The organism is Vibrio sp. OPT20 (assembly GCF_963889365.1).
In the GTDB taxonomy this organism is placed as follows: domain Bacteria; phylum Pseudomonadota; class Gammaproteobacteria; order Enterobacterales; family Vibrionaceae; genus Vibrio; species Vibrio splendidus.
Map to the genome: position 1 here is coordinate 431117 of NZ_CAWPOA010000052.1, position 14479 is coordinate 445595.

Here is a 14479-nt window from a genome sequence, read left to right on the forward strand (position 1 = left end):
GTTTACTAATTTGTAAACTACTTTTATAAGTTAATAAACAAATAAGAAAAAGCCCTAATAAATAGGGCTTCTTTTTATCCATCAATAAAAAACAATGAAAATATTGTAAATTATTCTATTTACTTTTCTCTTCTAGCTTAGCCTTTACTATTTGATATAGTTTTTCGTACGGCAGATAACCGGGGAGCAATGTTCCATCAATGAGCATCGCTGGTGTACCTCGAACACCCAGCTTTGTGAACAAGTCATAGTTTTCAGCAACTTCAGTCGTTATTTTACTGTCTGAAGAAACGTAATCGGTGGCTTTGTTCTTCTTCGCTACTTTCATTATCGAACGAACGTTGTGAATGCCAGGCTTACTGATCAACATCTCTTCAACTGCTTTGTATTTTTCTTTGTCATTGTTCCAGACATTGAGTCCAAAAGTTGCTGAGTTCAGTGGCGAATCTCTCTCCTTTAGAGGGATATAAATATTTATCACCTTGATGTCATTAGGGAACTCATCCGCTATTTTTCGAAGAACAGGATCTAATTTTTTGCACCACGGGCAACTAAAATCAGTCATATTTACGATCGTCAGTTTTGGATGTTCGGAACCATACCAAGGGTGATGTGGGTTGTTATAAATAAAGTCATGACTCTCAGCTAACGTTTTATCAAAGCTACTTTGTTGATCTATGTAAGCAGCCAGACTGTCGTGAACCGAATCGATAATACCTCCATTCGTTTCTAACATTTGCGTTATCTCGGCAATCTTTTCTTGTTTTGTCATTGCGAAAGTGACGGGAGAGAAAGCCAGTGTAACCAATAGTGTGATGATGCTTTTTGTAATGAATTTCATATTTTTCCCATTAATACTTAGCTAACCAAAGTCGGGCTGCGATACCTATTGGCGTAGTAATTCCTGAAGTAACACTTGTTACTTTTCCATCATTAATAACAATGAGTGTTGGCGTTAAGGAGATTCCCCAATCGCGTGCAATTTTACCTTGAGTGTCATTAATGTTGTCGTAGCTATACCCTTTAGCATTCATATAGCGTTGAACTCTTTCATCTTTACCCGAAGTCAGTGATACACCAACGACGGGATAGCTTGATGAAAACCAATCAACCACTGGCGTCACAAATTTGCAGGCGACGCACCATGTCGTCCAAAAATAAACTAATACCGGCTCTTCCTTACTCATCTCTATTACATCTATCGGTTTACCGGATAACGACACTCCGACCATTGGCGGAACGTTCTGCATTGGAACGTCTTTTGTACGCCAATAATCAACACCAAAGACCACGACCAATGCGAACAAGATATACAGTAATGCCGATCTCAATTTCTGCTTTTTGGTCTGAGGTTTTGCCTTAGCTTTTTTTCTCATCATTCGTCATCACCTCTTGCCTTCTCAATGGCTTCCATCACCGCATCACTGGTTAAGATGACAGGAAGCTCAATACCTTCCGGAGCGTTAGGGCCATAAACCACATTGAACGGAACACCGAACCGGTTGTGATCTTGTAGGTATGACGTGACGCTATCACTCGGTACAGTCCAATCCCCCTCCATCGGCACTACATCACCTTCAGTCAATACGCTGTAAACAGGATCTTGTAAGAGAACCCCGATCTTGTTTGCTTTACAAGTCACACACCAATCAGCGGTAACATCAACGAAAACTACTTTGTCATTAGCAACATGATCATCAATGACTACGGTCGACAAAGCTTCCCACTCAGGTTCTGGTGGCAGCATTTTGGATGTTGCCTTCTCGACAAATAACGAGGCAGAGATAACACTCAACAGCAACAAGCCAACAGCACCCGCAGTCTTGATTCCATGCACTTGAACCAACCTGACAAGCAATAGGCAAACACTGACCGCCAGTATTGCGTATAGCCACAATTGAGGGACATGAGGTCGAAGCAAGCTAAAGAGCCAGACGCTAGTGATTAGCATCATTCCGCCGAACAGGTATTTAACACGGTTCATCCATGCCCCAGGTTTAGGCAGCGCCAAAGCTATCGATGGGAATGCAGCAACGATGATCCATGGAAGTGCCATACCAACGGCAAGTGCTGTGAAAATACCAAACATCGTCGGGATAGTCGTGGCAAGAGCAAATGCAACGGCTGTCCCAAGAAATGGAGCAGAACATGGCGTAGCCAATAGCGTTGCGAACATGCCTTGTGTAAAGTGTCCGACGTAACTACTGTCTCCTTTGGTTGCCATCCACGTATTTGTATTCGATGAAAGACGGATCTCGAAAAGCCCTAACATGTTGGCGCTGAAAAGGGCTGTGACGATAAACATCCCACCGATAAACCAACCGTTTTGGAACTGAATTCCCCAACCGATAACGCTGCCTGATATTTTTAACACAGCCAAGAAAGTGGCGATTAACCAGAAGGATGCGAGGATGCCACTCGCAGATGCAAGGAATTGGAACCTAACCTGTTTTCTTGCCATGCCTTGAGCAGAAATAACCCCACTCAGTTTCATTCCAAGTACAGGGAATACACAGGGCATGATATTGAGAATCAACCCTCCTAATAGCGCCAAAAGCACCATACTTATCATGGAGCTATTGCCCACAATGCCGTTAGTAACAGTGGCTGGGTATTCTGTGATGAAGTCTTTGTCTTTGATGCTGACACGAATGTGCTGGTTGTTGAGATCGGGTGTGCCCATCCAGCTGCTTACGTCGTAAGTCGCAATGGCTTGGTTACCTTCAATTTCAATGTGAGGAATACCAAATTCAGCATCTTGCATTTCATCTGAATCACCATCCACGATTATATCGGGTGCAGTCCAACCAATTTGATGTGTAGCAATAACTTGAAGTTGCGACTTGTGAGCATCCCAAATCGTAGATGTGCCCTCTACAAGCGGTGAGTCTTTCGGCACTTCGCTCATTGCTTTTGCGTAGACAAGCATCGCGTCGTTATTCACGGTCATCTCACTTGGGTTAAACACCAAGTTGATGTCAAAATCCGTGAGAATACATATGGTGGTGCATGAAGACATCGTCAGCACGGCATGGAGCTCAACAGGTTTGTTCATATCATCAATATGAAGATTCATCGGAAAGATGATGTTGTGCTTGTAGCCCAGCGTATCTATGCCGAGCAAGTTGAAGCGTTGAGGAAACTTCCAAAACCATTGCAGTTGCGAAACGTTCTTAGAGTCGGCCCATTTAATTTTGGGCGCAATGCCTCCTTCGCCAGGACTTCTCCAGTAAGTTTTCCATTCATCAGAAAGGTTCACTTCCAGATAACCCGCCGCGGTTTTATCTTCTTTATTAATTTGTCCTGTCATGACAAAACGCGTTTCTACATACGGATGTAACTTGTCTTGCATCCAACCCGTTGTAACAGGAGTCATCGATTCGCTCGCACTTGCGTTCACAGTGAATGTTGAACACAGCGCAACGAATAGCCAAAGCACAACAAAGCGCAATGACATTTTGCTTTTAGGCATGTCTAATTTTTCCTTAAAAAATGAATAATATGAGTGTTAGTTAAACGCTCTTATTCTCATTCTTTAAAGACACAGACCTTGAGATGGATGCGCCTACCTTTGTGGAGGATTGGCTCAGTGAAGGGAGGGAAATACGGGACAGTACTTAGCAGCCACAATACGACGACAACGAGTATGAAGTACGTGAATATAGCTTGATCATTGACTTGGTGGTGATCAAAATTTATCAGGTGTTCTGATAACTCACATTTTTGGACGGATTGGCCGTCTTGGGATTGAGATGCCCCATCAATAAAAACGCCACCATCGCTAATCTTATTTGCCTGCACGGCAGTAGAAATAGCAGAATCACTGTTGTCATAATTTACTTTGCAGCCTTGGATAAAACTCATATTACTGGCGAGACAGAAACAGATAACCCAACCCACTAATAATAGTGCGCTACGAGTTAACTGATGTGTGTTTCGACTTGAGATCATATCTAAACTGCAGATGTCTTGTGATGGTAAACGTAGCAATACGACTTAACTAAAATAATAAAGTTCAATTTTTTTCGTATGGCCGATAATTTTCATGAATCAAAGCGATTGAGAATGGCAAGAATCGTATACCAACAATCAGTATCGGAAAGACATTCTCTAAAGCACATCAACAATCGAAGTATCACTCGCCGTTAATGAGAGTGATGCCCCAAGAGCGTTTGTTGATCGGCCATTGTCCTCACTATTGAAAATAGAGTTAGGCCTCGTCGATATAGGCACCGTGGTGAATTTAACAGATTCTCCCTTTGAGAAAAGAAATGCAAAGCTTAGCATGTGGCAGCCGCTGACCTTCTTACTTGAAGATAATGCTGGGCTCTATTTTCTATCTGAATATGACCCAAATAAAATCCCAATCCTATTCGTACATGGAATCAATTCAACGGCTTTAGATTTCGCCCCTCTCATTGAAAAAATCGACCAATCTAAATATCAAATATGGGTGTTCACTACCCTTCTGGTTTATCTCTATCTTTGAATTCGAAAGGCTTGAACAATCTGTTACATACAGTTGTGAGTGAATATAAGAACCAGCAACTGCATGTTGTTGCCCACAGCATGGGTGGCTTAGTCGTGACTAACAGTATTCGCCAGTGCCGTATGGGCAGCTATGCGATTTTGTAAGCAGCGTAACCACCATCTCTTCGCCGTTTGGTGGTGTCGAGTCAGCTAAACAAGGGGTTGAGTACTCACCCGTAGTAATGCCTGCATGGGTTGACTTAAACCCAGACGGGAAATTTATCGCTGACTTATTTATTGATAACAGTAAGATTCACATCCCCTACTTTTTAGCCTTTGGTTATAACTCTGGCGATCTATTTAATACCAACAGTAACGATGGCGTCATCAATTTATCAAGCCAGTTGTCACGCCCCGCTCAATTGAATGCCGACCAAATTCGTGGTTACAACGAAAACCATCTCAGTATTTTAGATAATGATGATCTGTTTGAAGACCTGTCGAGCTTTTGGCTAGCAGCAGAGCAATAACCCCTCCCTATACATAACCCGGCAAACCAGTTGGCGTGAATGGTATGAACATTGGCGGTATTTGCACTGCAAGCCAACACGCCAATCTTTATTCTAGTCCCATAAATCAGCACATGGAGTGACGCGAAGCCTAGCGAGCTAGGTTTCGAAACAAGGATAGTGACTTTCTAACTTGGGATAGAAACGATGACTATCAATGAATTAAAACGCAGAGATTTTTTCAAAGTTATGGGGAAAGGTGCAGTTTCTGCTGCGGCTATCTCTCTGCCTACCTTAGCGAATGCAACACCAACTTCGCCAACAAATTTGCCTTCAGATCACCAAACCGTTGATGCGACCGAGATGGCGAACCTGATAAGAGACAAAAAAGCCTCGCCAAAAGAATTCGTGCAAGAAGCCATCTATAAAATTCGCCAGACCAACGATCAGGTTAATGCGGTTGTTTCTGAGTGCTTTGACTTAGCGCTAGAGCGTGCAAACTCGTTTAACCCGAACTCACCCTTTGCTGGCGTGCCTTTCTTGGTGAAAGACTGCGTTGATGTTGTTGGGCTTGAATGCACCCTGGGTTCGAAGCTAAACCAAGGCAGAAAACCCAACGCGACCTCTTGGTTTATTCGAGCGACTCAAAATGCAGGGTTGAACACCATTGGCATGACGAACATCCCTGAGATGATGACACTAGGCTGCACACAGAACTCCCTTTACGGCGCTACACGCAACCCATGGGATCTAAGCCGAGGTGTTCACTCATCGACTGGCGGTGGCGCAGCAGCGATTGCAGCTGGCTATGTACCATTGGTGCATTCTACTGATGGCGGCGGCTCTTCTCGTATGCCCGCTTCAGCGACGGGAATCTTTGGTTTTAAACCAAGTCGTGAATCTTTGATCTCAGGGCTAACTGATGGCTCAACAAGCGAAGGTTTTACTCATCAATCGTTTATGTCGAGAACCGTTCGTGACGCTGCTTTGGCAGTTTCAGTCACAGAGCATCATACAAAAAATGACTTTGAGACGCCTTTTCCTCGAACCCCAATAGGAATGGTTAATGCTTCTCTTAACCGTCAGATAAAGATTGGCGTCACCCTAAAAGATATCCACGGCAGGCTCCCCGATGAAGATACGCTCGCAGCCATTCGCTCTACGGTCTCTTTGCTCGAAAGCCTTGGGCATATCGTTATCGAAGTTGAACAACCAATCCAAGATGGCGATGTGTTCATGCGTAACTATATGGGCGTATTTGGCAACAAGATGGCAAGCTTTGCTGAGCAATTCGACCACTTAGGTATGCCGCTAGAATCGATGCCAGACAAAGTCAGCGATAACGTCGTCTATTTAGCTCGCACGATGCAAGCTCGCTTAAAAGCCACTCCTAGCTTGTATATCGACTCTCAAGAACGATGCCGAAACTTCGCGACCAATCACAACCGAGAGTTCTTTAAAAACATCGACATTTGGCTCACCCCTTGTGCAAACCATGTTCCTTTGGACATCGAATATTTCGACCAGAAAACGCATTCCGGCAAAGAGATATGGGCACGTTCAGAGAAATTAATGTCCTACACGCCAATCGAAAACGTGGCAGGCAATCCGGCGATGTCGGTTCCCTTGTATTGGAACAAGCAGAACCTTCCAGTTGGTAGCCACTTTTCCGCAGCAAGAGGCAACGACCGCCTGCTATTTGAATTGGCCTATCAACTAGAACACGCCAAGCCTTGGGCAAACAAAAAAGCCCCGATTGCGCTTTAAAAAGCAATTCACTTTCAAGAGCTATTTATTTTCAAGAGCTATTCGATTTCGAAATCAGTTCGATTAAAAAACTATTCAAGTACGAGTCTATTGATGAAACATATTATTTTCCTATTCTTGGCAAGCCTGACGCTTGCGCCACACTCATTCGCAGCTCTAGCACCAAGCGAAGGCTTCAGTGGCAACATGACCTTCCTAACTGGCTTCACCGCAAACTCAAGTAACCTCGATGTTGGTCAAAGCAACCATCAATCTCAAGCCGATTTAATGTCGTCGGGTAACACGGAAGCCGAGGGAATGGTCGCGGTTTTGGGTTCGGTGCAATACACCTTTGGCACTTTGAATCACAAACAGTTTTTCTTAGGTACCTCAAGAGACGACATCATCACAGGTACGTTGGCATTTGAAGTTGGATATAGGCAGCAAGTCGAAAGTGGCATGGTGGTCGATTTTTCTATCTTGCCGACTCTGATATCAGGCGAAGTATGGGATGACCCTTATGCTGTTGACTCAAATAGGAAAGAAACCGACCTCACTGGCACTGTGGTTCGAATGCAGCTTTCAAGAATATTGGGCTCGAACTTTAATCTCGATGTCGCTTCTGGTGAGTCAGACGTTAAAAAAGAAAACACCGGTCTAAAGGGGCTTGGTTTAACTGACGAAGAACGCGCATTGATGATTCGAGAACGAAAGTACTTTTATCTCAAGTCTGGTTACCAGTACTTCTTGAAAGACGGGTCAGGCATTCTCACACCTTCAATGAATGTTTTCTCTTCAGATTCTGAGGGTGATGCACTGTCGTTCTTGAGCCTTGGCGCGGAAATTAACCTAGCGAAAAGATACGGAAATCATGGTCTTGCTTTAACACTCAATGCAGCAAAACGCAGCTATGATAAAGAGAACCCGATCTTTAATAAGACACGTGAAGACAAAGACTTTGGCGCCTTCGTTGCTTATGAATATGCCAATATTTTTGATGCGAAAAACTGGTCTCTGGTATCACTACTCGGCGCGAAGACAACGAATTCGAATATTGAGTATTACCAATCATCACAATATGTGGTTTCAGTCGGTGTTGATTACAAATTCTAAGATTGAACTGAGGTTTTCATTACTTGTAACCCGTAAACAAATCCTTTAATTTGGACATATTACCGAGAAGAACACTCTTCAATCGCCAGCAATAACAGGGAGTTATGGTGGAAAGTTTTAGTACTCAATTGCCCATTTTTTGGTTTAAAACTTTAGATTCTGCTATACAGGCTAGAATTGGAGACAGCAGCGATATCTGGTCGGGAGCAGAGGTCTATAAACAACTTTGCTCCGCCGAATCGATCTCGGCTTATCAGCTTCAAACCGCCATCACCAACATCTACCAACGCTTTGATCATGAGCTGATTGACCTGTTTGATGAGTCCGCTCGCTACTTCGATGAGCTTGAAATGGGCGCGCCGGTAATGGCCATGCTCACCGCGCCAGATCTCGCCAGCTTTTGCCAACTGCTGAGTCGATATTCCATTCATATACATCCGCTACTGAAAATATTCAGCCGTGAAACAGAAAATGGTGAAGTTGAACTTTGGGGCGTCACACCCGAGTACATTGACGAAACCACACTGATGACACACATCAGCTTGGGGCTCTATTTCAGTATTATGATCAAGCTCGTTCGCAGATACCTTAATGCGCCGAATCAAAAGCTCGCCATTCACATCCACAAGAACACCATCGGTGATGAGTTCTTGAGCATCTATGAGCGTGTCTTTAATGTTGAAATGAAAGAGGGCTTCCCCGCCCGCTACCTTCTATTTCCTAACGATCTTGTCCAGGCGAAACCTCGCCAATTCCAAGCTGACTTTCATGCAGAGTTAGTACGAATCGCCGATCAACAGATGGAAAAAACGTTAAAAACTAGCTTGATCTACAAAGTGAATGAAACGTTCAAGGTGCTCGCGGTGAAAGACACCAACCTAGATAGCGTGGCGAACAATCTTCATATCAGCCCTCGAACCCTGAATCGTAAGCTTAAACTACAAGGTGTGAGCTTTCGTCGTTTGTTCGATAAATACCGACTTGAACTGAGCATGACGTTACTGAATCAAAACGACGGCAATATTACCTATGTGGCTCACGAGCTTGGCTTCTCAGACTCGAGCGCATTCAGTCGAGCATTCAAAAACTGGACTGGGCACTCACCTACTGAACTCAGGTCGTAACAGCAGATCTCGCATCCCGTATCACTAAGCATCGAACGACATTGTTCTTACTTGGTTTTTTGTTCTTACATATTTTCGATTCTCATGTATTATGTGCGCCCACAATTGTATGACAAATATGTAGCACTGTTTCTGTATGACCAAAGCCACCAACCACGCGATTTTGCTCTTAGTATTCGCCAACCTGCTCGCCTCCTTTTCAGACGTCTCACTCAAAGTGCTGAACGGTGAAGTGCCCACGTTCCAATATGTGTTTATCCGCCAGCTATTGAGCGTGATGTTGCTGCTCCCTTTTTGGCTAAAGCTACCCAAAGAGACACGCATGCAAGGTGGTTGTCGCATCAATTTTTTGCGGGCTCAATTCATCCTAATGGGAAGCGGCTGCGCAATGATTGCCATCACACACCTAACGTTGGCGACCGCAAATGCGATGTTCTATGTTGGGCCCATTCTTATGCTCCCGCTTTCTATTGTTTTACTGAAAGAGAAGCCGACATCATCAAAAGTGGTGGCGACATTGATTGGTTTCGAGGGTGTGTTAATCGTGTTGCGTCCAGAGCAATTTCACTGGGCCGCTATTGCAGGGTTAGGCAGTGCGCTCGCGATGGGTGTCGGCAATATTTTGATTAAACGTCTTCACGCAGAACAACACATTATCTCGACACTATTTTGGACCAGTGTGATGACTCTACCGCTGGCGTTGGCTCTTGCTCTGCCTGCATGGGCGGCGATTGAATGGCGTCATGTTGGGTGGATTATGGCAATCAACCTGTTCGTTCTTGGATACCATGCCCTTGTGGTGGTGGCTTATAAAAAAGCACCAGCAAACCAAATTGCTCTCGCAGAATATTCGGGGTTGGTGTTTGTGACCCTATTTGGTGTGATGTGGTTTGACGAGATTCCAGACATGTTGACCCTTGTCGGCATCAGCCTGATCGTCATTCCTATGATGCCAATAAAATGGAAGAAGTACTTCAGTACGTCAAATCAAACGGCGCTTGATGTAGAAGCCAATCAGCCTAAGCCTTAATCGTCGGCAGCATCATTAAAGCACATTGAGCTAACCCAGTTTCGACTTATTCAAACTAGAAAAGGGACCGGTATTTCTACCCGTCCCTTTTTATTTTCGTTTGTGTAAGGTGTTACTTAAGCTTGAACACCAACACTTTGTTGTATGCCGTCACCATCAGTAAGTCTTGCTGTTTCCCGCCAATTTCTAGGTTGCTGATATGGCCTGCATCGATAGCAATGAAGTCTATTTGCTTACCGTCTTTATCGAACACACCCACGCCACCATGCGCTGCAATAAAGAGGTTGTCATCGGCATCAACAGCAACGCCATCAACCATAGGTTCAGAACCAGACTCCGCCTTCACTTGAGCAAACTGCGTCTTATTGCTGAGTGACTGTCCATCAACATCAAATCGGTATACCCAGCCATCAGATGTGTCGGCAACGTATAACGAAGATTCATCAGAAGAAAAAGCGATGCCGTTTGGTAACTTGAACTCTCCAGTGATCAACTTTAGATCACCATCTAGGTAACGATAAACGCCATTAACCGGTTGCTCTGGTTCTGCCTTTGCTGGGCCGTAACCTTGAATACCAAACGGAGGATCGGTAAACCACACGCTGCCATCACTGTTAACGGTTAAATCGTTCGGGCTATTGAGCAGCTTGCCGTTGTACGTTGCAGCGACAATCACTTTCTCTCCGTTGCCCTGACGGTACGACAGCTTTCTATCATGACGTGCCGCCCACAGGTTACCTTTGGCATCGATATCGAGACCATTGGCATAACCAGAATTGTCATCAAAAACGCTCAACTTGCCGTTAAGATCGTAAGAATAGGTTGTGTTATTGGGAATATCGCTAAACAAGAAACGTTGATGTTCCACATCCCATGTTGGGCCTTCAACAAAGCCGAATGAGTCTCCAACCAATGTTGGGTTGCTTTCTACAACAGAGGCAGCTGAAACATTCATAGAGGCAGCCATTGCAGCGGTAATAAGTAGTAATTTGTTCATTGTTCTTCTCCTTTCTGTTTACGTTTTGAATCTTAGTTTCTTGAAGGAGAGAGAAAAACAATACAAAATGACTTCACTGTTTACTAAATGGTGTTAATGATGAATTTGATTTATATGCAGACCTTCTTGACTGTCGCCGAAGAGCAAAGCTTCACCAAGGCCGCTGAAGTATTGGATGTGTCAAAAGGTTTGGTGTCTCGGCATGTACAACGACTCGAAGAAACATTGAATTCCAAGCTGTTTCACAGAACGACTCGTTCTATCAGCCTCACAGAAGTGGGTGAAGAGTTGTATTCGAAAGCGAAGCAAATTCAACTATTAGCAACCGAAGCGGAAATGCGTGTCTTAGACATGACGCAGGAAGTGGCAGGCGATTTGAAAATTACCGCACCGATAGAGTTTGGGCGTGCGCTTTGTCGTCATATCATCCCTACTTTCAAGCAAGAATACCCAAAAGTGGATTTGATTCTCGACTTTGGGCCGATGAAAAAGAAGATAGAGTCCGGAGACTTTGACATTGCTTTTAGAGCCTACGATGAATTGCCTAATGATGTGATTGCCAACGATCTCGGGCACATCCGCAATGTTCTCGTTTGTAGTGCGGATTACGCATCGACTAACCCACTCGCCACTACTAAAGACATCCATAAATGCAGCTTCATTCTTAACAGTCAAAATGAGCGTTGGAATCAGCTGGAGTTGATCAATGGTGAGCAAACCTACCATGTTGAAGTAACCGGAAGCGTTAGCTCAAATACCTACAGTTCAATTTTGGAGTTAGCGATGCAAGGGATAGGTGTCGCCAGCTTGCCGTTCTATCAAGTTGAAGAGCAGCTCAAACAAGGTGAGCTTATTCACGTGTTCCCAGAATGGTCGATAAAAGCCCAAAAGCTAAGCCTTATCTATGCTCAAAGAAGAGTAACACCGCAGAAGTTGGTCACTTTTAACCGAGCCGTAAAAGAGTGGTTGGAATCGAATAACGCTTATACGTTTAAGGACTTATCGAGCTAAGAAGACCCTAGCTCGATTTTGATTACTACCTCAAAGAAATTACCTAAATAGATTTAGAAATCAAATCTGCTTTAAGTAACCCTCCCTTTGTTAATAGCTTAGGAGAGAAATTAGGGTTTCTACGTTGTTTAAATGCTGCCAATATTTTCTGCAAGCCCTCGGCTTCTAACAAAGAAATATTGATATCTGTATCCATGTCAGCTGCATCGATAAAATCTTCGGAGAACTTTGGAGCAACAATCAATACTTGAGCAACTCTGTGCCCGTTGGCTTCACAACGCTTAACGTATGCCTTAACTTGACGAGAAGTCGAAGAATATTTCGAGAATTGCCCGTTCTTAAATGACTTTGCTTCACCAATAATAACATCATCATTTTCCAACGAGATAATGATGTCAGCTTTGTCTTTTGCTGTATTGATATCTTTTCTCAAATCTTCATCTACGTTCATTCCTAGCTGCTCTAAGATTGAACGAGTTGCTTCTTCAAATTTAACACCGATATCTGCTTCTTTGATATCAATCCCTGCAGATTGTAGTCCTTGAAGGTCACGACAAGCTAAGAGATGATAATTTTCAATTAAGCGATCATTTGCGCTAGCAAAGCTCTCAATGATCTGACTTCTTGGATTGCCGCGTCTCGGCAAGTTCATATCATTTCGAATAGTTTTTATTTCATCGTTACTGTAAAGATAAAGAATATCTAATGGTGTAATACTGAGAGCTTTTAAGCGTTCAGGGTCCAAGGTTTCCTTATTCTCAATCTCAAAGTCAGCACGGATTCTATCTTCAACACTAAGATCAGTCCGAGACAAAGCCTCTAACAACTCTTTATAACCACTTACACTAAGTAAATTAAACTCTTCGTCTTCTGATGCTCTTAAGTATTCAATCATCACATCGATACGGTCTTGAAGCCTTGTACCAATTCTTGAAATATCCAAATCCATATCTTCAATAAGTTGCTTGATGCGCTCTTTACGTTGGTTCTGGGTTGCATCTTCACTATGCAAATCTGTCATCAAAATACTTCTGATGGATAAACCTGAATGTACAATAGTTGTTATTTTATCCTGTCGCTCAACCCCTCGAATTTTATACCCATGGTTCTTAAGTATGTTGGATAGATCAGCGTCAGAGAAAGACCTTAAAATACGAAGTACATACTTATCGTGTAATTCCTTTCCTAGAACATCATGTAAAGATTCGATCACCTCATCGGCAACCATAACCTCAGCGCGGCGTCTATTGATAAGGATGATTCCATTTTCACGTAGGTACTCAAGCGAGTTTTCAATCCCTAGTTCTGGAATTGGATCCACTGAATGTTCAATAGCATGAATTTCTTCTCTTGAAAGCGCTAACCTTTCAGCTAATACATTTAAGATGCTTCTTTCATCTTCAGATATTTTTGCAGTGCGGTTAGATTTTAGATCATTATCAAACGCTGTCTTCATGCATTCACGATAGATATCTAAACGATTCAAGCGCTCAAAATCGATTGAATCATTATCTTCAATTTCTTTGATAAGACTTAAGCTTAAATCATTAATTTCTTTGTATTCTCTTGCGTAAAGACTCTCAATCCAAGGAATGGTTGCAATACAATTACCATCTCTTACGAGTATATTAATGAGCAAAGCGACTTGAGGCCCACCAACCGCAATTTGTTCTTTGAGGTGCTTTTTGAAAAAGGTTTGGATTAGGCTAAACAGTTGCGTTATTTCATTGCCTGACGCAGCTTTAAGCTGCCCATCAATTTTATCAAGTTGTTTTGCTAAATCAGGGTCATCTTTGATGTCTTGACATAACTTGTCTATACAGTTAACGAATTTTGAGCGTTCAACTTGATTTGTATGGGTTAGAACCTGATTTAATTTCATGAAATAGCCTGCTGAAATACATAGAGTAATCGATGGATAATAACTCCGCATTTATTGTAGGTATATCAGTCAATACTAATTTGTTAACTATGTCACCAGTTTAGTATCAAATAACCGAACAATCATCGATAACCGTCTTGAGCCGCCAACTTATTCTCTTTATCAATCATTATCGTGGTTAGTAAAAAAACAAAAAGGGATTGGTATCTCTCCCAATCCCTTCACTACTTGTTTATAAAGTAACGGCTCTTACTCTCTACAAACTCTCAATTGCCTTTTGAACTGCAGGGCCAATCTGGCGCTTACGTGAGGTTACGCCTTCCAAAATCAGCATGTCGCTTGTTGGTTCAGCGTTGAAAGCCGACTTGATGACTTGATAGTCGCTTTCATCTACCCACAGTAAGTTTGCTTCTTTGTTCTTAGTGTCTGTGATGGAGAAGAACAGATGGTCTAGCCCGTTCTCTTCTTTATAAGTCTTCATTGCTGCTCGAAGATCGTCATGTAGTGGTCAACAAATTCCGGACACTGACTTAAGCCGATTTTCGGCATTTACTGGCGACAGCCCATCATTTGCTTGATGAGGCCGTTGCCGATTAT

10 protein-coding genes and 2 pseudogenes are annotated in these 14479 nt (G+C 43.2%); 6 read left to right on the top strand and 6 right to left on the bottom strand.

Going from position 1 to position 14479, the window contains the following annotated elements:
* Nucleotides 1-115: 115 nt before the first annotated feature.
* Genes AACR09_RS12055 through AACR09_RS12065 form a run of 3 tightly spaced genes read right to left on the bottom strand, consistent with a single transcriptional unit; the run spans nt 116 to nt 3472 of the window.
* Complete coding sequence (locus AACR09_RS12055) at nt 116-841, bottom strand: DsbA family protein (RefSeq protein ID WP_193835037.1); 726 nt, start codon at nt 839-841, stop codon at nt 116-118.
* Between the two features lie 10 nt (nt 842-851).
* Nucleotides 852-1379, bottom strand: coding sequence for a protein disulfide oxidoreductase (locus tag AACR09_RS12060; RefSeq protein WP_104215828.1), 528 nt, complete (start codon nt 1377-1379; stop codon nt 852-854).
* The gene (locus AACR09_RS12065; protein WP_193835038.1) at nt 1376-3472 is read right to left on the bottom strand and encodes a protein-disulfide reductase DsbD family protein; all 2097 of its coding nucleotides are present in this window, start codon (nt 3470-3472) and stop codon (nt 1376-1378) included. Before AACR09_RS12065 ends, AACR09_RS12060 begins: the two co-directional genes overlap by 4 nt.
* A 648-nt stretch (nt 3473-4120) precedes the next feature.
* Between AACR09_RS12065 and AACR09_RS12070 the strand changes: the two are divergent.
* From AACR09_RS12070 to AACR09_RS12090, 5 genes and pseudogenes are all read left to right on the top strand, one after another.
* Nucleotides 4121-5000 (top strand): annotated as a pseudogene (locus AACR09_RS12070) (lipase family alpha/beta hydrolase); the annotation flags it as partial.
* A gap of 186 nt (nt 5001-5186) precedes the next feature.
* The gene (locus AACR09_RS12075) at nt 5187-6746 is read left to right on the top strand and encodes an amidase (protein ID WP_193835039.1); all 1560 of its coding nucleotides are present in this window, start codon (nt 5187-5189) and stop codon (nt 6744-6746) included.
* Between the two features lie 93 nt (nt 6747-6839).
* A complete protein-coding gene (locus AACR09_RS12080) occupies nt 6840-7838 on the top strand; it encodes a DUF2860 family protein (RefSeq protein ID WP_193835040.1) in 999 nt (332 codons plus the stop codon).
* 104 nt (nt 7839-7942) lie between these two features.
* A complete protein-coding gene (locus AACR09_RS12085; RefSeq protein ID WP_193835041.1) occupies nt 7943-8962 on the top strand; it encodes a helix-turn-helix domain-containing protein in 1020 nt (339 codons plus the stop codon).
* Nucleotides 8963-9098: 136 nt separating this feature from the next.
* The gene (locus tag AACR09_RS12090; RefSeq protein ID WP_193835042.1) at nt 9099-9992 is read left to right on the top strand and encodes a DMT family transporter; all 894 of its coding nucleotides are present in this window, start codon (nt 9099-9101) and stop codon (nt 9990-9992) included.
* A gap of 112 nt (nt 9993-10104) precedes the next feature.
* Here AACR09_RS12090 and AACR09_RS12095 read toward each other — a convergent pair whose 3' ends face one another.
* Nucleotides 10105-10989, bottom strand: coding sequence for an SMP-30/gluconolactonase/LRE family protein (locus AACR09_RS12095; RefSeq protein WP_193835043.1), 885 nt, complete (start codon nt 10987-10989; stop codon nt 10105-10107).
* A 99-nt stretch (nt 10990-11088) separates the two neighbouring features.
* Here AACR09_RS12095 and AACR09_RS12100 point away from each other — a divergent pair, with 99 nt between their 5' ends.
* Nucleotides 11089-12000: a LysR family transcriptional regulator gene (locus tag AACR09_RS12100; RefSeq protein ID WP_193835053.1), complete on the top strand. Its 912-nt coding sequence runs from the start codon at nt 11089-11091 to the stop codon at nt 11998-12000.
* A gap of 43 nt (nt 12001-12043) precedes the next feature.
* Here AACR09_RS12100 and AACR09_RS12105 read toward each other — a convergent pair whose 3' ends face one another.
* Both AACR09_RS12105 and AACR09_RS12110 read right to left on the bottom strand, forming a co-directional pair.
* The gene (locus tag AACR09_RS12105) at nt 12044-13882 is read right to left on the bottom strand and encodes a hypothetical protein (RefSeq protein ID WP_050652327.1); all 1839 of its coding nucleotides are present in this window, start codon (nt 13880-13882) and stop codon (nt 12044-12046) included.
* Between the two features lie 256 nt (nt 13883-14138).
* A pseudogene (locus AACR09_RS12110) lies at nt 14139-14381 on the bottom strand (DHHA2 domain-containing protein); the annotation flags it as partial.
* Between the last annotated feature and the right edge of the window lie 98 nt (nt 14382-14479).